The sequence below is a fragment of the Citrobacter sp. B72 genome (assembly GCF_016894305.1).
In the GTDB taxonomy this organism is placed as follows: domain Bacteria; phylum Pseudomonadota; class Gammaproteobacteria; order Enterobacterales; family Enterobacteriaceae; genus Citrobacter; species Citrobacter portucalensis.
Genome location: NZ_CP069801.1, coordinates 2,978,318 through 2,998,964 on the forward strand (window position 1 = coordinate 2,978,318; position 20,647 = coordinate 2,998,964).

The 20,647-nt window shown below is 52.4% G+C and carries 19 protein-coding genes; 3 read left to right on the forward strand and 16 right to left on the reverse strand.

All coding sequences use genetic code 11. From position 1 onward, the window contains the following. Window positions 1-2: 2 nt before the first annotated feature. The 12 genes from holB to yceD form a co-directional block, all read right to left on the reverse strand. Window positions 3-1,007: a DNA polymerase III subunit delta' gene (holB, locus tag JQN59_RS14235; protein WP_048214456.1), complete on the reverse strand. Its 1,005-nt coding sequence runs from the start codon at window positions 1,005-1,007 to the stop codon at window positions 3-5. Beyond that, window positions 1,004-1,645 carry a dTMP kinase gene (gene tmk / locus JQN59_RS14240; protein WP_048214457.1) on the reverse strand — a complete coding sequence of 214 codons (642 nt, stop codon included), beginning with the start codon at window positions 1,643-1,645 and terminating at the stop codon, window positions 1,004-1,006. The genes holB and tmk overlap by 4 nt, the downstream gene beginning before the upstream one ends. Further along, a complete protein-coding gene (yceG, locus tag JQN59_RS14245) occupies window positions 1,635-2,657 on the reverse strand; it encodes a cell division protein YceG (RefSeq protein ID WP_149608139.1) in 1,023 nt (340 codons plus the stop codon). Before yceG ends, tmk begins: the two co-directional genes overlap by 11 nt. Window positions 2,658-2,659: 2 nt before the next feature. Then, window positions 2,660-3,469 carry an aminodeoxychorismate lyase gene (gene pabC / locus JQN59_RS14250; protein WP_149608140.1) on the reverse strand — a complete coding sequence of 270 codons (810 nt, stop codon included), beginning with the start codon at window positions 3,467-3,469 and terminating at the stop codon, window positions 2,660-2,662. Window positions 3,470-3,604: 135 nt separating this feature from the next. Then, the gene (fabF, locus tag JQN59_RS14255; protein ID WP_003036260.1) at window positions 3,605-4,846 is read right to left on the reverse strand and encodes a beta-ketoacyl-ACP synthase II; all 1,242 of its coding nucleotides are present in this window, start codon (window positions 4,844-4,846) and stop codon (window positions 3,605-3,607) included. Window positions 4,847-4,931: 85 nt separating this feature from the next. Next, entirely contained in the window at window positions 4,932-5,168 is a 237-nt protein-coding gene (gene acpP / locus JQN59_RS14260; protein ID WP_000103754.1) for an acyl carrier protein, read from the reverse strand. 154 nt (window positions 5,169-5,322) lie between these two features. After that, entirely contained in the window at window positions 5,323-6,057 is a 735-nt protein-coding gene (gene fabG / locus JQN59_RS14265) for a 3-oxoacyl-ACP reductase FabG (RefSeq protein WP_003036255.1), read from the reverse strand. 12 nt (window positions 6,058-6,069) lie between these two features. Beyond that, on the reverse strand, window positions 6,070-6,999 hold the full coding sequence (fabD, locus tag JQN59_RS14270) for an ACP S-malonyltransferase (protein ID WP_048226957.1): 930 nt from the start codon (window positions 6,997-6,999) through the stop codon (window positions 6,070-6,072). A 15-nt stretch (window positions 7,000-7,014) separates the two neighbouring features. Next, on the reverse strand, window positions 7,015-7,968 hold the full coding sequence (gene fabH / locus JQN59_RS14275; protein WP_003832181.1) for a beta-ketoacyl-ACP synthase III: 954 nt from the start codon (window positions 7,966-7,968) through the stop codon (window positions 7,015-7,017). 77 nt (window positions 7,969-8,045) lie between these two features. After that, window positions 8,046-9,125 (reverse strand): phosphate acyltransferase PlsX, encoded by a 1,080-nt coding sequence (plsX, locus tag JQN59_RS14280; protein WP_071846967.1) that lies wholly within the window; start codon window positions 9,123-9,125, stop codon window positions 8,046-8,048. A gap of 123 nt (window positions 9,126-9,248) precedes the next feature. Next, window positions 9,249-9,422 (reverse strand): 50S ribosomal protein L32, encoded by a 174-nt coding sequence (gene rpmF / locus JQN59_RS14285; RefSeq protein WP_003036242.1) that lies wholly within the window; start codon window positions 9,420-9,422, stop codon window positions 9,249-9,251. 16 nt (window positions 9,423-9,438) lie between these two features. Then, window positions 9,439-9,960: a 23S rRNA accumulation protein YceD gene (gene yceD / locus JQN59_RS14290; RefSeq protein ID WP_003036239.1), complete on the reverse strand. Its 522-nt coding sequence runs from the start codon at window positions 9,958-9,960 to the stop codon at window positions 9,439-9,441. A 197-nt stretch (window positions 9,961-10,157) separates the two neighbouring features. On the opposite strand from yceD, the gene JQN59_RS14295 reads away from it, so the two are divergent. After that, window positions 10,158-10,742, forward strand: a complete 585-nt coding sequence (locus tag JQN59_RS14295) for a Maf family protein (protein ID WP_003832177.1) — start codon at window positions 10,158-10,160, stop codon at window positions 10,740-10,742. 82 nt (window positions 10,743-10,824) lie between these two features. Here the strand turns inward: JQN59_RS14295 and rluC are convergent, their stop codons facing one another. Beyond that, on the reverse strand, window positions 10,825-11,778 hold the full coding sequence (gene rluC, locus JQN59_RS14300; protein WP_003036228.1) for a 23S rRNA pseudouridine(955/2504/2580) synthase RluC: 954 nt from the start codon (window positions 11,776-11,778) through the stop codon (window positions 10,825-10,827). A 574-nt stretch (window positions 11,779-12,352) separates the two neighbouring features. Between rluC and rne the strand changes: the two genes are divergently transcribed. After that, a complete protein-coding gene (gene rne, locus JQN59_RS14305) occupies window positions 12,353-15,607 on the forward strand; it encodes a ribonuclease E (RefSeq protein WP_149608141.1) in 3,255 nt (1,084 codons plus the stop codon). Window positions 15,608-15,647: 40 nt separating this feature from the next. Here rne and JQN59_RS14310 read toward each other — a convergent pair whose 3' ends face one another. After that, window positions 15,648-16,673 (reverse strand): LysR family transcriptional regulator, encoded by a 1,026-nt coding sequence (locus tag JQN59_RS14310; RefSeq protein ID WP_048226963.1) that lies wholly within the window; start codon window positions 16,671-16,673, stop codon window positions 15,648-15,650. 21 nt (window positions 16,674-16,694) lie between these two features. Between JQN59_RS14310 and JQN59_RS14315 the strand changes: the two genes are divergently transcribed. After that, a complete protein-coding gene (locus JQN59_RS14315; RefSeq protein WP_149608142.1) occupies window positions 16,695-17,894 on the forward strand; it encodes an MFS transporter in 1,200 nt (399 codons plus the stop codon). Window positions 17,895-17,971: 77 nt separating this feature from the next. Here the strand turns inward: JQN59_RS14315 and flgL are convergent, their stop codons facing one another. Continuing rightward, window positions 17,972-18,925 (reverse strand): flagellar hook-associated protein FlgL, encoded by a 954-nt coding sequence (flgL, locus tag JQN59_RS14320; protein ID WP_125363408.1) that lies wholly within the window; start codon window positions 18,923-18,925, stop codon window positions 17,972-17,974. 14 nt (window positions 18,926-18,939) lie between these two features. Further along, window positions 18,940-20,598, reverse strand: coding sequence for a flagellar hook-associated protein FlgK (flgK, locus tag JQN59_RS14325; RefSeq protein ID WP_048214465.1), 1,659 nt, complete (start codon window positions 20,596-20,598; stop codon window positions 18,940-18,942). Window positions 20,599-20,647 lie beyond the last annotated feature (49 nt).

Consider the following 20,647-nt stretch of genomic DNA (forward strand, 5'->3'; position numbering starts at 1 on the left):
TCTCAAAGATGGGGAACAGGCAGTACGGTGCCTGGTTGCAGGTAATGCTCAATACGAAGAATAAGATCGGTTAACACCAGCTCACGGTTTACGCCTGTTACGTTCAGCAGTTGCTGACGACAATGACAAACGTCACCGAGTATCGCCTGTATCTGGGCAACGGATAACCGTTCTGCGATAAAAGATATCAGGTCCAGCGCATCAGGATTCGTTAAATGGGAAACCCCATACGGACGTTTCAACGCATCCGTCAACAACGTTGCCAGCCAGTGTAAACGGGCGGCAGCCTGATCGTGGTTTAACGCCGCGAGCAAGATATACCAGTCGCCTGCATTTAATGTGTTCCCCAGTGCCGCACAAAAATCTGTGCGGTGCGCCCAGCTTTCAGCCTGTAACAACGTAAGTGCCGCGCCAGGCGAACCTGCGCTCAGGCGCAACGCGCTAAGCAGCGCTTCTGACGACGCAGTCACCTCACGAGCAAGCCAGGAGATCGCATACGACTCAGCCGGTGGCGCAAGATGATGTAACCGGCAACGACTGCGTAATGTCGCCAGCAAGCGAGCTGGCTCTGTGCTGGCGAGGAAAAACCAGGTTTGTGCCGGGGGTTCTTCCAGCGTTTTCAGCAAGGCGTTGGCGGCGGCATCGGTTAACTGGGCAGCATCCGGGATCCACACGACCTTCGCACCGCCGAGACGCGAATGCTCGTACAGCTTTTCACTGACTTCGCGTACCGCATCAACCCCCAGCGTGCTTTTGCCTTTTTCCGGCAGCAACGAATAGTAGTCAGGGTGCGTCCCCGCCTGCATTAGCTGACAGCCGCGGCACTGTCCGCAGCTTTTATGCCCTTCCGGCTGCTGGCACATTAAATAGCGGCTGAGGGCGTAAATCAGCGCGTCGTCGCCCATTCCGGGTAACGCCTGAATCAGTAACGCATGGTGACCACGACCCGTCTGGTAGCTGGCTACCAGTTTTTCAAAATCCGGTCGTAACCATGGGTACCATTTCATGCGCCCTGCTCCTTCACCCATTGGGTGATGGTATGACGGATATCAGCCATCACAGCCTCCAACGGCTGCGTAGCGTCTATAGTACGAATGCTGGCGTCTTTGGCAGCCAGCTCAAGATAGCGCGCGCGAGTACGATTAAAGAAGTCGAAAGATTCCTGCTCAATACGATCCAGCTCGCCGCGGGCACGGGCACGCTTCAACCCGACTTCTGGCGTCACATCCAGATAAATCGTCAGGTCCGGGCGAAAATCACCAAGCACCGCATCGCGCAGGGTTGCCAGCATATTTTGATCGATACCGCGTCCGCCGCCCTGATACGCCTGGGTCGACAGATCGTGACGATCGCCAATTACCCACGCGCCTTTCGCCAGTGCAGGTTTAATAACGGTTTCGACCAACTGTACACGCGCCGCGTAAAACATCAGAACTTCGGCTTTGTCGGTAATGACCTCGTCACCGACCGATTTAATATCCAGCACCAGACTTCTTAGTTTCTCAGCCAGCTGCGTTCCACCAGGTTCGCGGGTGAAAACCATGTCACGAATACCGAGTTGCTCAAGTGTCTCCACCACCACGTTACGCGCGGTGGTTTTTCCGGCGCCTTCCAGGCCTTCAATGACGATATAGTTACTGCCCATTTTTTTCCTTAAGCACTTTCAGGTAATCCTGCACGGACCGGTTATGGCTGGCAAGATTGGTGTTAAACGTGTGGCCGCCTTTACCGTCAGCCACAAAATAGAGATACGGCGTTTTTGCCGGATGCGCCGCGGCCTGCAATGAAGCCTCTCCCGGCATGGCAATCGGGCCAGGCGGCAGTCCCGTAATGGTATAGGTGTTATAGGCGGTCGGGGTGTCTAAATCCACACGCGACAATTTGCCATTATACCGTGTACCCATCCCGTAAATCACGGTCGGATCGGTTTGTAAACGCATACCGATACGTAAGCGGTTAATAAAGACCGAAGCCACCTGGTCGCGCTCGCTGGCAACCGCAGTTTCTTTTTCAATAATAGAAGCCATGGTTACCAGCTGATTTTTGTCCTGATAAGGCAGGCCATCAGCGCGCCCCTCCCAGACAGTATCCACCGCTTTAACCATTTTCTGATGCGCGCGTTTTAGCAACGCTACGTCAGTAGTATTGGCGGTATACATCCAGGTATCTGGCCAGAACCAGCCTTCTACCCATTGCGGGTTTTCCAGCTTAAGTGCCTCGGCCACGGTCTCATAGCTATCGTCGCTTAACGTATGTTTGATATACGGGGCATCACGCAGCTGTTTGAGGTAATCGCTCAGGCGCATCCCTTCAACCAGACGTAACGGGAACTGCGCCTCTTTGCCGCTTTCCAGCAGTTGCAGCATGTCCCGCACCGTCATGTCAGGCGTGAAGCGATATGTTCCGGCCTTAAAATGCGACAGCTCGGGCTCCACACGCAGCAGCCACTGGAACACGCGCGGACGATTGATAACTTTGTCTGCATACAGCTGTTCGCCGAGAGCCAGACGGCCCGTCCCCGCTTTCAGCGTAAAAATCGTTTCTTCTTTAATCAATAATTTGCTGTCCGCCAGATGGCGAACTTTCCACATTCCCACTCCAGCGGCAATGCCCAGCATAACCAGCAATAACAGGACAACAAGTAACAGTTTTTTCATGACTAATTCGGGTGCTCACAAAGTGGGGCTAAATAATCGAATAACAAACGTGAAGACAACAACGTGTCGCCACAGGCACGCACGGGAATAATGGGCATTAACGCGTTACAGACGACGATTTCATCAGCCTGCATTATCTCCTCCAACCCGGCATACACTTCGACAATACTGAATGGCGATTGTGCCAGCATCCGGATACAGAATTGTCGCATAATACCGTTCACTCCGGCCTGGTCCAGCCGGGGCGTGTAAACCACATCGCCTTTACGCCAGAACAAATTAGCCGCACAGCATTCCGTAACCCATCCCTCGCTGTCAAGAACCAGCGCTTCATCGGCGTCCGTCTGTTCAAGATGAGAGCGAATCAACACCTGCTCCAGTCGATTCAGGTGTTTAAGCCCGGCAAGCAGTGGATTACGTCCCAGCCGCACTGGGCTTAGCGCCAGCGTAATGCCTTCTTGCCGCCAACGATCGTAATGATCGGGCCAGGCTGAAACGGAGAGGATGCGTGTGGCACTATGACAATTTTTGCCACTGTAACCCCGGCCTCCACTGCCACGGCTGATAATCACCTTCAACACACCGCGTACGTGCCCTTTCGCCAGCATTTTCATTTCATTTTGCAGCTCGGACCAATCTTCAAAAGAGATCAGCAGTTTTTGGCAAGCGTCTTGTAAACGCTCAAGATGCGCTGCAAAGAGAGGGATTTCACCGTCGATAATACAGGCAGTGGTAAAACAGCCATCACCAAATTGGGTCGCTCGATCGCTTGCGGCCAGCATATCTTGCTCGTAGCCATTAATTAAGAACATGGTGGCTCCTTATTTCTGGTCCGCTAGTTTGGCAGGATGAGTAACACAGGACAAGGGCGGAAAACCGAATAAAAAAAGGCCCGACAAGCGGACCTTTTCAATTTGCTATCGATGCTAGCGCATCACCTGACGGACTTAAATCTTTTTAAAGATCAAAGAGCCGTTGGTACCACCGAAGCCAAAGGAGTTACACAGCGCATACTCCAGACCACTAACCTGACGCGCTTCGTGAGGTACGAAGTCCAGGTCACAACCTTCATCCGGGTTATCCAGGTTGATGGTTGGCGGAATAGCCTGATCGCGCAGCGCCAGGATAGAGAAAATAGACTCTACCGCGCCCGCCGCACCCAACAGGTGTCCGGTCATGGATTTGGTGGAGCTTACCATCACACGGCTTGCCGCATCGCCAAAGACAGATTTCACTGCCTGGGTTTCAGCTTTATCGCCTGCAGGCGTAGACGTACCATGTGCGTTGACATAGCCGATCTGACCCGCTTCAATAGCCGCATCGCGCAGTGCGTTGACCATTGCCAGCGCAGCGCCTGCACCGTTTTCCGGTGGCGACGTCATGTGGTAAGCATCGCTGCTCATACCGAAGCCAACGACTTCAGCATAGATTTTTGCACCGCGCGCTTTAGCATGCTCGTACTCTTCCAGTACCACCATGCCAGCGCCGTCGCCCAGCACAAAGCCGTCACGCTCTTTGTCCCATGGGCGGCTTGCCGCTTGCGGGTTATCATTACGCGTAGACAGTGCACGTGCCGCGCCAAAGCCACCCACACCCAACGGCGTACTGGCTTTTTCAGCACCACCCGCAACCATCGCGTCTGCATCGCCGTATGCAATGATACGTGCGGCATGACCGATGTTATGCACGCCTGAAGTACAGGCGGTCGCGATGGAGATGCTTGGCCCTTGCAGGCCGTACATGATGGTCAGGTGACCAGCCACCATGTTAACAATCGTCGACGGAACGAAGAACGGGCTGATCTTACGCGGCCCACCGTTTACCAGTGAGGTATGGTTTTCTTCGATCAGACCGAGACCGCCAATACCAGAGCCGATAGCGGCGCCAATACGATGAGCGTTCTCTTCCGTAATTTCGAGGCCAGAATCCTGCATGGCCTGAACGCCAGCGACAATTCCATATTGAATGAAGGCATCCATCTTGCGCTGTTCTTTGCGCGAGATAATGTCTTCACAGTTAAAATCCTTTACTAAGCCAGCAAATTTCGTTGCATAGGCGCTAGTATCGAAATGGTCGATCAGGCTGATGCCACTCTGACCGGCAAGGAGAGCTTTCCAGGTAGACTCTACGGTATTGCCGACAGGAGACAACATGCCCAGTCCGGTCACAACTACACGACGCTTAGACACGGTTGTCCTCCAGGGAGGGAAAATAATTCAAGTGGGATAAAAAGATAAAACTCAGGCGGTCGAATGACCGCCTGGAGATGTTCACTTACGCCTGGTGGCCGTTGATGTAATCAATGGCAGCCTGAACGGTAGTGATTTTCTCAGCTTCTTCGTCCGGAATCTCAGTATCAAACTCTTCTTCCAGAGCCATTACCAGCTCAACGGTGTCAAGAGAATCTGCGCCCAGGTCTTCAACGAAGGAAGCATTGTTGGTTACTTCTTCCTGCTTAACGCCCAGCTGTTCGCCGATAATTTTCTTAACGCGTTCTTCGATAGTGCTCATACTCTTAAATTTCCTATCAAAACTCGCTTTCGCGATGGTTTTCGTAGTGTATAAAATGTTGAAAAATTTGCAACTAAATCCCGGCAGGTCTTACCACGATTTTACGTTATTTTGAGGCCAAGACCTACAATAACGCAAATATTTTTCATCGTGGTTAAACCATGTACATCCCGCCGTTGACGTGCAAAGTCTCACCTGTGATGTAACTTGCTTCGTCAGAAGCTAAAAATGCAACCGCACTGGCGATTTCCTGAGCGCCGCCAAGGCGACCCGCAGGAACCTGCGCCAGAATACCCGCACGCTGATCATCAGACAGCGCACGCGTCATGTCCGTTTCAATAAAGCCCGGAGCAACAACGTTTACAGTAATGCCACGAGACGCAACTTCGCGCGCCAGTGATTTACTGAAGCCGATCAGACCCGCTTTCGCCGCAGCGTAGTTAGCCTGACCCGCATTTCCCATGGTACCAACCACAGAACCGATAGTGATAATACGCCCATGACGCTTTTTCATCATAGCTCGCATTACCGCTTTTGACAGACGGAAAACAGATGACAGGTTGGTTTCGATGATATCGTTCCACTCGTCATCTTTCATGCGCATTAACAGGTTATCACGAGTAATCCCGGCATTATTGACCAGGATATCGACTTCACCAAATTCTGCGCGAATATTTTCCAGAACAGATTCGATAGATGCCGGATCGGTCACATTCAACATCAGACCTTTACCATTTGCACCTAAGTAATCGCTAATGGCCTGCGCGCCGCTTTCGCTGGTAGCAGTACCGATAACTTTCGCGCCACGGGCAACAAGTGTCTCAGCAATTGCGCGGCCAATGCCACGGCTTGCACCGGTAACCAGCGCGATTTTTCCTTCAAAACTCATGGTCTTCCTCTTTTATTGCTCTAGCGCCGCAGACAGTGCCGCCGGCTCATTCAGTGCCGAAGCAGTCAGGGTGTCAACAATACGTTTCGTCAGACCGGTCAGAACTTTACCCGGGCCGACTTCATACAGGTGCTCTACGCCCTGGGATGCCATAAATTCAACGGTTTTAGTCCACTGAACCGGGCTATACAGCTGACGAACCAGCGCATCGCGAATTGCGTCTGCCGTAGTTTCACACTTCACGTCGACGTTGTTCACAACCGGAACAGTCGGTGCGTTAAAGGTGATTTTCTGCAGCTCAACGGCCAGTTTCTCAGCGGCAGGCTTCATCAGCGCGCAGTGAGAAGGAACGCTGACCGGCAGCGGCAGCGCACGCTTAGCACCCGCGGCTTTACATGCAGCACCAGCACGTTCTACGGCTTCTTTATGCCCGGCAATAACCACCTGACCCGGTGAGTTAAAGTTTACCGGTGAAACCACCTGGCCTTCGGCAGACTCTTCGCACGCTTTAGCGATAGCGGCATCGTCCAGACCGATAATAGCAGACATGCCGCCAGTGCCTTCCGGAACCGCTTCCTGCATGAATTTGCCACGCAGTTCAACCAGACGTACGGCATCGGCAAAACTGATAACACCCGCACATACCAGCGCAGAATATTCGCCCAGGCTGTGACCCGCCATCAGCGCAGGTGTTTTACCCCCCTGCTGCTGCCATACGCGATAAAGCGCAACGGATGCGGTCAACAGCGCGGGCTGCGTCTGCCAGGTTTTATTCAGTTCTTCAGCCGGACCTTGCTGAGTCAACGCCCACAGATCATAGCCCAGTGCAGCTGATGCTTCAGCAAATGTTTCTTCAACAATTGGGTAGTTTGCTGCCATTTCAGACAACATCCCAACGGTCTGGGAACCCTGCCCCGGAAACACAAATGCAAATTGCGTCATGTTTAAATCCTTATACTAGAAACGAACCAGCGCGGAGCCCCAGGTGAATCCACCCCCGAAGGCTTCAAGCAATATCAACTGCCCAGCTTTAATACGCCCGTCGCGGACGGCTTCGTCCAGCGCGCACGGTACGGAGGCAGCAGAGGTATTACCATGTCTGTCGAGCGTCACGACAACATTATCCATCGACATACCCAGCTTTTTAGCTGTCGCGCTGATAATGCGCAGGTTAGCCTGATGCGGCACCAGCCAGTCCAGCGCAGAACGGTCGAGATTATTGGCTTCCAGCGTTTCATCAACGATGTGCGCAAGCTCGGTCACCGCGACTTTAAATACTTCGTTACCCGCCATCGTCAGGTGGATCGGGTTTTCCGGGTTCACGCGATCGGCGTTAGGCAGCGTCAACAGTTCGCCGTAGCGACCGTCAGCGTGCAGATGCGTGGAGAGAATGCCTGGCTCTTCTGATGCGCTCAGTACAACCGCACCAGCCCCATCACCGAAAATAATGATCGTTCCGCGATCGGTTGGATCGCAGGTACGGGCCAGGACATCGGAGCCAACGACCAGAGCATGCTTAACTGCGCCAGATTTAACGTACTGGTCGGCAACGCTCAGGGCGTAAGTGAAGCCAGCACAAGCGGCTGCAACGTCAAACGCTGGACAGCCTTTGATCCCCAGCATACTTTGGATCTGGCACGCCGCGCTTGGAAATGCGTGAGTGGATGATGTGGTAGCAACCACAATCAGACCAATTTGTTCTTTGTCGATGCCCGCCATTTCAATCGCACGGTTTGCGGCGGCAAAGCCCATCGTCGCAACTGTTTCATTTGGCGCTGCAATATGGCGTTCACGGATACCTGTACGAGTGACGATCCACTCATCAGACGTCTCAACCATTTTTTCCAAATCGGCGTTAGTACGCACTTGTTCAGGCAGATAGCTGCCAGTACCAATAATCTTCGTATACATGTACGCTCAGTCACTTTTTGGTTATATACCGCTACGAGCAAATCGCTGATACGTTGGCCACATTCACAAACGCACCGTTATCTGTGTGCTCGTGATTTTGCGCTTTCGCCACCGTCCAGCAGTTCGAATCCAGCTGGGTATACAGATTCCAGGCGAGCGGCAATTCGCTGAGGAACTTGTCGCTGCACCGCCTGCACTGCCTGTTCAATCGCGACTTCAAATGCTCGCTGATTGGCCGCACCATGACTCTTAATCACCGTGCCGCGCAATCCTAACAGACAGGCGCCATTATACTGGTCGGGGTTGAGGTGACTAAATCGCCTTGTCAGGCTTTTTTGTAACCAACGTTTTAATAACAGCAGCCACCACGACCGTTTTTTGCCCTCACCCTGAGATTTCAGCAGTGAAAGGAACATTCTGACAACACCTTCCATCGTCTTTAATGTGACATTACCTGTAAAACCGTCACAGACCAACACATCGGTTTTGCCAGTCAGTAACTCATTGGCTTCAAGATAGCCGATATAATTAATGGAAGGGATTGTTTTTAGCACAGCTGAAGCATCTCGAATACTGTCGAGACCTTTCGTTTCTTCTTCGCCGATGTTGAGTAACGCTACGCGAGGATTGGCAATGCCAACAACCTCTTCTGCCAGCACGGAACCCATGACGGCAAATTGCACCAACATCGTGCTATCACAATCTACGTTGGCGCCCAAATCCAGCACCACCGTTTTGCCCTTTTGCTGATGAGGTAACACCGTCACCAACGCAGGACGCTCAATCCCCTCAAGAGGTTTGAGCAATAACTTCGCAAGTCCCATGAGTGCGCCCGTATTACCGGCGCTGACACAAGCTTGTGCCTGACCTTCTTTCACGAGCTCCAGGGCAACACGCATTGAGCTTCCACGACTGGCGCGAATAGCTTGCGAGGGCCGGGCATCACTGGCAATAACTGACTGAGCAGGGATAATCTGCAGACGCGAACGTTGTTCGAAGTCAGCTTTGGCAAGTAATGGCGTGATTGTATCGGGATCCCCGACTAAAAGAAGTGTGAGTTGCGAATTAGAATTCAGTGCCTGCAATGCTGCAGGCACTGTCACGGTAGGGCCAAAATCTCCCCCCATGACATCTAACGCCAGGGTTAGACGTGTCAAGGTATCGTCGCTGCCCGGTTAGGTGTTTCCCCAGTTACCCGGGGAAAGCCTCACTAAGCTTCATCACGCGTTCACTCTTTGTCTTTCTCACCAGAAGTGGGAAAGCCATTGAGTCATGCGTGATTACTTAGCGATTACCTTACGGCCACGGTAGAAACCGTCGGCAGTGATGTGGTGACGCAGGTGTTGTTCACCAGAAGTTTTGTCTACAGACAGGCTGGTGACTGCGGTCAGAGCGTCATGAGAACGACGCATGCCACGTTTGGAACGGGTTGGTTTATTCTGTTGTACGGCCATGGACCTTACTCCTCAATTACTTACGCTTTAAGCTGGCTAATACGGCAAATGGGTTTGGTTTTTGCGCTTCATCAGGCAATTCGCCAAAGACCATGTCCGCCTCGGACACTTCACAGTGTTCAGAATCATGCACCGGAACTACCGGCAAGGAGAGGATAATCTCATCTTCAACCATTGCAAGCAGATCGATTTCACCGAATTCGTTAACCTCAATCGGCTCATACGCTTCCGGGAGTGCTTCAGCCTGCTCGTCAGAACGGACAGGACTAAAACAATATGTTGTGTGAACATGAAGTGGGAACGGTTTCCCGCAACGCTGACATTCGAGCGTAACCGATACCTTCGCATCACCGGTTATAACGGCGAGACGCTGGTTATCGATAGCGAACGACATGGAGCATTCCACATCACTGTCCACACTGACTACAGAATCGGCGACGCGCTCAACCAGATCAGAAGTATAGATACCTTCATAATCGAGGCGTTTTTGAGCCGTACGAACCGGATCAAGAGTCAGGGGTAATTTTACCTTTTGCATAGGGCGCGCATATTAACTTTGTAACGTCATATAGTCAAAGAAAAAGGCAGCCTGTGGTTGCCTTTTGCCAATAATTCGCACACATTGCGGGTCATCGACTTAAAATCGCTCAAGACAAGCCACTACAGCCAGCTTGTAGGTCGAAGTCCATAGTTTAAAATGGCTCTCATCAATACGCTATATGCGAGGGAAAAAATATGCCTCAACTTATTCTTGCTTCTACCTCCCCCTGGCGTCGCGCTTTACTCGAAAAACTGGCAATCCCGTTTGAATGCGCTGCGCCAGAGGTTGATGAAACGCCGTTGCCCGGCGAAGCACCACGCCATTTAGTCTTGCGACTGGCGCAGAAAAAAGCGCAATCTCTCGCCCACCGTTACCCATCGCATCTGATTATTGGCTCCGATCAAATTTGTGTTCTTGATGGTGAAATAACCGGCAAACCATTAACTGAAGAAAATGCCCGCCAACAATTACTCAAAGCCCGTGGCAATATTGTGACGTTTTACACCGGACTGGCGCTGTATAATTCTGCGACCGGACATTTACAAACTGAAGTAGAACCTTTTGACGTCCATTTCCGTCATTTAAGCGAGGCGGAAATTGATGATTATCTGCGCAAAGAGCGCCCGCTTCATTGTGCAGGTAGTTTCAAAAGTGAAGGGTTAGGTATTGCACTCTTTGAACGCCTGGAGGGTCGTGACCCAAATACCCTGATCGGTTTGCCGCTTATCGCGTTGTGTCAAATGCTGCGGCGGGAAGAGATGAACCCGTTGAATGCCTGATTGATCTGCCTGATGGCGACGCGATGCGTCTTATCAGGCCTACGGTACATCACACGGTTGTAGGCCTGATAAGCAACGCGCATCAGGCTTTACTGCGTAAAACCTCGAGGCAGCGCTTCAATTGCTTATCCATCGGCGCCTCAATACGCATCACTTCACCCGTTCCAGGATGGGTAAATTTCAACGCTGCGGCGTGCAGGAAAAGTCGATTCAACCCCGTATCCGCCAGTTGCTTATCGAACTCACGGTCACCGTAGCGATCGTCAAAAGCAATTGGATGACCGGCATACTGGGTATGCACACGAATCTGGTGCGTACGTCCGGTCACCGGGCTACAGCGCACAAGCGTGGCAAACGCATAGCGCTCTTCCACTTTAAAACGTGTTTCTGACGGTTTGCCTTCCTGGTTCACCCGCACGATACGCTCGCCACTTTGCAGAATGTTCTTTAACAGCGGCGCCTGCACGGTTTTGACATGCGACTGCCATTGGCCTCGAACCAGCGCGAGATAGTCTTTCTGCATGCCTTTTTCACGCAGTTGTTCATGCAATGAACGCAAGGCTGAGCGTTTTTTGGCAACCAGCAGCACGCCGGAGGTATCCCGGTCGAGGCGATGCACCAGTTCAAGGAAACGCGCTTCCGGGCGCAGTGCTCGTAATCCTTCAATGACGCCAAAGCTTAACCCGCTTCCGCCATGTACGGCCGTACCTGAAGGTTTGTTAAGCACCAGAATGTGGTCATCTTCATATAAAATGACGTCGGTCAGCGCCGCGACCTTTTGCAGGTTCGGTGAAATGGCCTCTTCTTCACGTTCAGCGACACGCACAGGTGGAATACGCACAATATCCCCGTCTTCGAGTTTGTACTCGGGTTTAATGCGTTTTTTATTCACCCGCACTTCGCCTTTACGCAAAATGCGATAAATCATACTTTTCGGCACGCCCTTAAGCTGGGTGCGCAAAAAGTTATCGATGCGTTGCCCTGCTTCGTCGGCAGTAATGGCAACTGTTTTTACGGCTGGAGTCTCTGTTTTCATGGGGGCCGATTTTAAATAGCCATCAAGATTCGCGCCACACATTTTTCTATGCTTATATTAACTGCTATACCCTATTACTTAAGTTTGACATAGCCGATTTGGTGGTTATTAAAGCAATCACTACGCGGAAGTGAAAAAACTGTGAGTAACCGGGTGATAAATGGCAAAAGTCATCTTGCTATAACAAGGTTAGCAGTGGAATAATGAGGTTGTTTCCGTGTTGAATCTTGTTAAAACAAGAACTTTTCCGGAATGACCCAATTTTGCCCGACCGATCATCAACGCAGCAATGGCGTAAGACGTATTGATCTTTCAGGCAGTTAGCGGGCTGCGGGTTGCAGTCCTTACCGGTAATATGGAAGCTTTTCTGGAGAGTAACACCCAGACTGTTCCCCTGATAATTGCGCTGTGTTTCCGTATGAAATGCAGGCAACCGACACTCTGCGCCTCTTTGAGCTGACGATAACCGTGAGGTTGGCGACGCGAATAGACACGAGGCCATCGGTTCACACCCGGAAAGGCATTACTCTGCCCGCAGCTTAGTCGTCAATGTAAGAATAATGAGTAAGTTACGATGAAAAGAATGTTAATTAACGCAACTCAGCAGGAAGAGTTGCGTGTCGCCCTTGTAGATGGGCAACGTCTGTACGATCTGGATATCGAAAGTCCTGGACACGAACAGAAAAAAGCCAACATCTATAAAGGCAAAATTACCCGTATTGAACCGAGTCTGGAAGCTGCTTTTGTTGATTACGGCGCTGAACGTCACGGTTTCCTCCCGTTAAAAGAAATTGCCCGCGAATACTTCCCCGCTAACTACAACTCCCATGGTCGTCCCAACATTAAAGACGTGTTGCGCGAAGGTCAGGAAGTCATCGTTCAGATCGATAAAGAAGAACGCGGCAATAAAGGCGCTGCGCTGACTACCTTTATCAGCCTGGCGGGTAGTTATCTGGTTCTGATGCCGAACAACCCGCGCGCGGGCGGTATCTCCCGTCGCATTGAAGGCGACGACCGTACCGAATTAAAAGAAGCGCTGGCAAGCCTGGAACTGCCTGATGGCATGGGGCTTATCGTGCGTACCGCAGGGGTCGGCAAATCCGCCGAAGCACTGCAGTGGGACCTGAGCTTCCGCCTGAAGCACTGGGAAGCGATTCAAAAAGCCGCTGACAGCCGCCCTGCTCCGTTCCTGATCCACCAGGAAAGCAACGTTATCGTTCGCGCTTTCCGTGACTACTTACGTCAGGACATCGGCGAAATCCTTATCGATAATCCGAAAGTGATGGAGATGGCACGTCAGCACATCGCCGCACTGGGTCGTCCGGATTTCAGCAGCAAAATCAAACTGTACACCGGTGAAATCCCGCTGTTCAGCCACTATCAGATCGAGTCTCAGATTGAATCCGCGTTCCAGCGCGAAGTGCGCCTGCCGTCCGGCGGCTCAATCGTTATTGACAGCACAGAGGCCCTGACCGCTATCGATATCAACTCCGCGCGTGCAACTCGCGGCGGCGACATCGAAGAAACTGCGTTCAACACTAACCTTGAAGCAGCCGATGAAATTGCCCGTCAGCTACGTCTGCGCGACCTCGGCGGTCTGATTGTAATCGACTTCATTGATATGACGCCGGTTCGCCACCAGCGCGCGGTTGAAAACCGTCTGCGCGAGGCCGTACGCCAGGACAGAGCGCGTATTCAGATCAGCCATATTTCTCGCTTCGGTCTGCTGGAGATGTCTCGTCAGCGTCTGAGCCCGTCTCTGGGTGAATCCAGCCATCACGTGTGCCCGCGCTGTTCCGGCACCGGTACCGTACGTGATAACGAATCACTGTCGCTGTCTATTCTGCGTCTGATCGAAGAAGAAGCACTGAAAGAAAATACGCAAGAAGTTCATGCTATTGTTCCTGTGCCAATCGCCTCTTACCTGCTTAACGAAAAACGTACCGCGGTTAATGCTATCGAAACGCGTCAGAATGGCGTGCGCTGTGTGATCGTGCCAAACGATCAGATGGAAACCCCGCACTATTCTGTGCTGCGCGTACGTAAAGGGGAAGAAACACCGACCCTGAGCTACCTGCTGCCGAAACTGCATGAAGAGGCAATGGCATTGCCGACGGAAGAAGAGTACGTCGAGCGTAAACAGCCTGAGCAACCGGCGCTGGCCACCTTCGCCATGCCAGACGTTCCGCCAGCCCCTGCTCTGCAGGAACCTGCCGCGAAAGCCACCGCGACTAAAGCTGCAGCAGCAACCGCAGCCGTTGCCGCACAACCCGGTTTGATTAGCCGTTTCTTTGGCGCACTGAAGTCCATCTTCGGTGGTAGCGAAGAAGTGAAACCGGTTGAACAACCTGCGCCGAAAGCTGAAGAGAAAACCGAACGCCAGCAGGATCGTCGTAAACCGCGTCAGAACAATCGTCGCGACCGTAACGATCGTCGTGATAATCGCGGTGACCGCGACAACCGTAGCGAACGTTCAGAAAACGGCGAAAACCGTGAAGATAACCGCCGTAACCGTCGTCAGTCCCAGCAGCAAAATGCGGAAGCTCGCGATAACCGCCAGCAAACCACTGATGTTGCAGACAAAGCGAAATCCGGTGATGAACAGCAGGCGCCGCGTCGCGAACGCAACCGCCGTCGTAACGATGACAAGCGTCAGGCTCAGCAGGAAGTTAAAGAGCTGAACCAGGCTGAACAACCTGTGCAGGATACTGAGCAGGAAGAGCGCGTACGTCAGCCTCAAACCCGCCGCAAACAGCGTCAGTTGACTCAGAAAGTTCGTTTCACAGACAGCCCGGCGGTTGAAGCCGAAGTGGCTACTGTTGCTGCAATCGCTGAAACTGCTGTTGCTCAACCAACAGAACAGCCGGTACCGGCACAGCGCACCGAACTGGCGAAAGTTGATCTGCCAGCCGTCGTTGCGACTGAGCAGGAAGACAACAGCGAAGCTCGTGACTCCAACGGTATGCCGCGTCGTTCTCGCCGCTCTCCTCGCCATCTGCGCGTCAGTGGACAGCGTCGTCGTCGTTACCGTGACGAGCGTTATCCGGTTCAGTCACCGATGCCGTTAACGGTCGCCTGCGCATCTCCTGAATTAGCGTCCGGTAAAGTTTGGATCCGCTACCCTGTCGCACGTCCTCAGGATCAGCAGGTTGAAGAACAGCGTGAACAGGAAATGGTCCAGCAGCAAGCTGCACCTGTCGCCGTAGAGCCTCAGGTTGCTGCCGCTGCCGTTGAACACATTGTGGATACCCCTGCGCCGGTTGAAGCCGTGCAACCAGAGGTTGTCGTAGCTGAGCCTCAGGCCGCCGTTGTTGAAACCACACAGGTTGAAACCACGCATCCGGAAGTGATTGCGACCCCAGTCGAGGAACAACCGCAAATTATCGCTGCATCTGATGCGCCCGTAGCAGAAGAAATCGCCGCTGAAGCCGAACCTGTGGCTGACGTTGTGACTGCACCGGTTGCCGAAGAGCCTGCAGAGGTGGTTATTCCCCAGCCAGAAGTGGTTGAAGAGATTGCTGAAGTTGTGGAAACAGCGCCAGTTGTTGAAGAGGTTGCAGCGCCGAAAGTCGTTGTTGCCGCGCCTGTCGTCGAAACTGAAGTCGTTAAGGCTGAAGTTGTCGCAGCAAGCGCTGATGCTGAACACCTGCACAGCCATGCAACCGCGCCAATGACCCGCGCTCCGGCACCGGAATATGTGCCAGAAGCGCCGCGTCATAGCGACTGGCAGCGTCCGGCATTCGCCTTTGAAGGCAAAGGTGCCGCAGGTGGACATAGCGCAACTCATCAAGCGACTGCGCCAGCAACACGTCCACAGCCTGTTGAGTAAGCCATAATCAATATCAAAGCCGGCCTTCGGGTCGGCTTTTTTATATCTGATCTACGCCTTTCATCCCCGTCAGCTGCGGCATAACATCCTTCATTAGGGCCAGAAACTTGCGTAAGCGGGTCGGATAGTAACGTGCCCACGGATAAACCAAATGTACAGGCAACGGCGCCGCATGCCACTCAGGTAGCAATGCAACCAGACGTCCGTCGGCAATATCCTCCGCCACCATCCAGCTTGAAACAATAGTCACTCCCAACCCCGCCAGCGCGGCATTTCTTGCGACATAAATACTGTCTGTGCTTAATCTGGGTGAAATATTCAGCGTGACTGGCTCATTACGCAATTGGTGCAACAACGAAACGCTATGCTGATAAAACGTGTTCACTGCAATCCAGGGCAGCGCTGATAACTGCTCAGGATGAGAAAGCTCGCCATATTGCTCCAGCAGTCCTGGACTCACCACCATACTACGGGGAACTTCAGCCAGTAAAACGGAAACCGTGGCCGGATCGACTTCCGCGCCAACCCGAATAGCGCAATCAATATTATCGCTCAGAAAATCAACGGTTTTATCGTTGAGCATCCACTCTACTGCCAACTGGGGATAGCGCGAAAGAAACTGCAAAAGCGGCTCCAGTAGTTGTTGTTGCCCGAACGCATGCGGTGCGCGGACTCGCAACGTTCCCACCGGTTCATCTTCTGTGACATTAAGTCCATCTTCCAGCGCCAGCCAGGCATCAATAATCTTCTTAGCATGCTGATAGCCTCTTTCGCCGTCGTCGGTCAATTTCATCGCATGCGTGGTACGCATAAGCAGTTTCACACCCAGCAGCGTCTCCAGCGATTGCAGCCGTCGGCTTACGGTCGCTTGCGTCGTCCCTATCTGTTTTGCCGCTGCCGAAAGCGATCCTGCTTCTACGATACGCACAAACGTGCGCATCAGCTCCACCCTATCTATACGTTCAGTTTTTATCATTATCAGTTTCTTCATACGTCTGGCGTATAACTGTTTTACCACTGCGCTCGCTACCGCACCACCCGCAGAAGGATAAAAATAGCCGCACATCCTGTGATTGAGGAATCATTTGTGAACACACATACCGCACTTTCCCGTTGGGTCATTTTTGTTCTGGCAATGGGCGCCGGATTCAGCGTGGCCGCTATCTACTACGCCCAGCCTCTTCTGCCTTTAATGGGTCAGGATCTGGCCTTAAGTCTCACCGGTATGGGGTTGGTCCCGACGCTGACCCAGGCGGGATATGCGTTAGGTATATTGTTTTTATTGCCATTAGGCGATCGTTATGACCGCCGGACATTAATCCTGCTGAAAAGCATCTCTCTTGCCGCGCTGCTGCTGGCCTGTAGCTTTACCGGTCAGTTGCATTCGCTATTACTGGTGAGCCTGCTGATGGGAATGGCGGCAACCATGGCACAAGATATTGTGCCTGCGGCGGCAATACTGGCGCCCAACGGCAAGCAGGGAAAAACGGTGGGTACTGTGATGACGGGCCTTCTGCTGGGGATTTTACTCTCACGTACCGTCAGTGGAGTGGTGGGCGAAGCGTTTGGCTGGCGCGAGATGTATCAACTCGCTGCCGTCAGCATTGCCATAATTACCGCGATTATGTGGAAAGTACTGCCTCGCTTTACGGTCCATTCCACGTTGAGCTATCCATCATTAATGTTCTCAATGGCGCAACTTTGGCAACGATATTCCACCTTGCGCCGCGCAGCACTGGCACAAGGCTTTCTGTCCATTGCTTTTAGCGCCTTCTGGTCTACGCTGGCGGTAATGTTATCTGAGCATTACCACATGGGTAGCGCTATAGCGGGTGCTTTTGGTATCGCGGGAGCAGCCGGAGCGCTTGCCGCACCGTTGGCGGGTCATCTTGCCGATAAAGTGGGTGCGGCAAAAGTAACGCAATTGGGTGCTTTGCTGGTAACGGCATCTTTCGCTCTGATGTTTTTGTTACCCGCCCTGCCCGTTCAGGGGCAGTGGCTGCTCATCGCCCTTTCGGCGGTAGGTTTTGATCTCGGATTGCAATCCAGCCTGGTTGCCCACCAGAATCTGGTCTATAGCCTGGAGCCTCTGGCACGAGGACGATTGAACGCTCTGCTGTTTACGATGGTGTTTATCGGTATGGCGCTGGGTTCGGTTCTCGGAAGTCAGGTCTACGCCCTGGCCAATTGGGAAGGTGTCGTTGCGTTGGCTACCTTCAGCAGTGCAATTGCATTGGTCATAAGACTGACGGGGAACCCGTCGCTTAGTAAGACGTCGGTTGCCTAAAAAAATGCCCGCTCCGGGGTGTTAAAGGAGCGGGCAGACAAACATACCCAGTTTCAAGATATGTTCAAAAAGAGTTATTACCGATTAAGCTGGAACAACGACATTCCCTGCATATCGGTAAATGCTTTATAGGATGCCTGTAGCGCAGCCTGCTGCATGACATAAGACGAGATCGCGGCGTTCCAGTCAACATCCACCAGATTACTCATCTGCTGAGTTTGGCCTAATGCACGATCGGCGCCCAGTGAATCCAGCGAGCTTAATTCACTCAGTTGCGTACCTAATTCTGCACGAACGGACAGGACGTTATTCAACGAGTTTTTCAGGCCACGGTTGGTTTTATCAATGGCAGCAGCGGCGGTAGCTTTTGCCACGTCATTACCCTCAATAGGGGTTTTGAGCGCATCAATAGCGGTATCCAGCATTTTGAACAGGTTCTTTTCCTGAGTACCGCCACCAGGTTCCGGTACAGCGTTGCTGGTCAGGTTGGCGAATACTTTATCGCCAGTATGACCAATCACCATGGTTCGGGAGGCATCGACCTGTTGGGTAACGTTTGTTGTACCGCCGCTGTAAGCGCCATCTGTCTGGGCAAACGGTGCGGATTCTGTTTTATATCCACCGAAAATATAGCGACCATTACCGTCGGTACTGTTTGCCAGGTTCATCAGCTGATCGCGGATCCCCTGTAGGTCGGTGGCCAGCGATGCACGGTCGTCATCACTTAACGTTCCGTTCCCGGCATAAACGATTTTTTCCTGTGCAGCCTGAATTGCCGTCGTCACCTGGCTCAGAACATTCTCTTCCAGCGACACCTTTTGCGTCGCGAATGAGCGTGCCAGCGTATATTGGCTGTTCTGCGCCTGAGCCTGAGAAAGTACCACGGCCTGCGAGGCGGCAATCGGATCGTCTGATGGGTTGATCACACGTTTGCCCGTTGACATCTGCTCGCCGAACTTCATCCATTCAGCCTGAGAGTTAGTGATACCACGCATATTCTGCTGGTACATCATCTGGGTGCTGATACGCATTGTGTCCCTCTCCCTTAGCGGATATTAATCAGTGCATCAAACAACGCATTCGCGGTCTGCAGCACTTGAGCGTTAGCCAGGTAATACTGCTGAAAACGCTGTAAATTACCGTACTCTTCGTCGAGGTTAACGCCGGAAATAGACTGTTGCTGCCGGTAAAGCTGTGTCACCACGTTGTTCTGGGTGGTGGCGCTGGTTTTCAGCGTAGCGGTTTTGTTCCCGACATCGCTTACCAGTGTGGCATATGCATCGTTGAAGGTCTTATTACCGACAGTCGCTTTGGTTTGCAGATCTAACAGTTTCTGACCGTTACGGTTGTCGCTCTTGCCTTTATCGATGGTGGGGTCCGTATCATTTTTAGACACTTGAGCCATGGCGATTTTCGACTCATCGGTCACCATAACTTTCATATCAACGATAGCGTTACTCACGGGTTTTACAGTAAAACTGTCATTAGCTTTCGCGCCAGCATTAACGGTGATTTCCATCCCGTCAAAGGACATTTTTCCACCGGTAACGGTGGCTTTGAAGCTGGTATTATCCGCCAGGCGAGTAACCTGCCAGTCCTTCCCATCAAAAACGATTTTATAGTCTGTCGCCTGTACAGCGGAGCTGTCAGTGATCTTAGCGCTTAACGATCCTGTACCCGTATTTTTCGCGTTGTTGAAGACTTCCGGGCTACCGATAGCAAAGAAATCCTTACCCTGATCGCCGTTGGCATCAAAACCTTCTTTATGCTGGGCGTTAAATGCGCTGGCAAATGCAAGCGCCAGTTGGCCGAGGGTATTACGCGTCTGATCCAGCTCCTGAGAACGGAAGGTGAGCAGCCCACCCAGTGAACCGGTATTCAGCAGTTTCTCCGGAATTTCAACAGCTCCGGCAACGCCATCAACGTAGGCCACGGTTGTACGATTAGGATCATCGCTGGAAGGCACTGCCGCCAGTTGACGTGCATTGCTGCCCTGCACCAGCGAATAGCCGTTGGCCATGGTCAGGTTGTAAGTGCCACCATCCTGAATGCTGACTTCAACACCGACAATCTGATTCAATTCACTGACCAGCTGATCGCGCTGGTCAAGCAGGTCGTTAGGAGACGCACCTGCGCCGACGCCTGTCATACGAGAAATCTGGTCGTTGAGGCTGGCAATTTGTTTCGAATAGTTGTTGATCTGATCAACGCTGGCTTTAATCGCGGTATTGACCTGCTTATCCTGATCGCGCAGATACTGGTCGGTCGTTTTAAACTGATTTACCAATCCATCAGCTTTACCGATTAGCGCCTGGCGTGCCGCCGGATCTTCGGCGTTGCTGACCAGCGTTTGCAGGCTGGTAAAAAAGTCCTGCATGGAGGTCGAAATAGAACTGGTTTTGCTGGAGAGCAGATTGTCGATTTTTGACATTTGCTCATAACGTGTCGTCAGACCGCTGCTCTGGTTCTGCGCTGCTCGCAACTGGTTAGTGATAAAGGAGTCATATTCACGTTGTACACCAGAAACATAGACACCATTGCCTACCCAGCCCCCCGCACCCAGCGTGCTGTTCGCTTGCGCCATAATTGTCGTCTGTCGGGTATATCCGGCAACGTTATAGCTGGAGATGTTGTTACTGGCAGTATTCAACGCGGCCTGCGCTGCGCTGAGTCCACTCATCGCGTTATTAATCAAGCTGGACATGGAGGTTCCTTGTAATCCTTCAATACTCGTTATTATCGGCAGCAGGTCG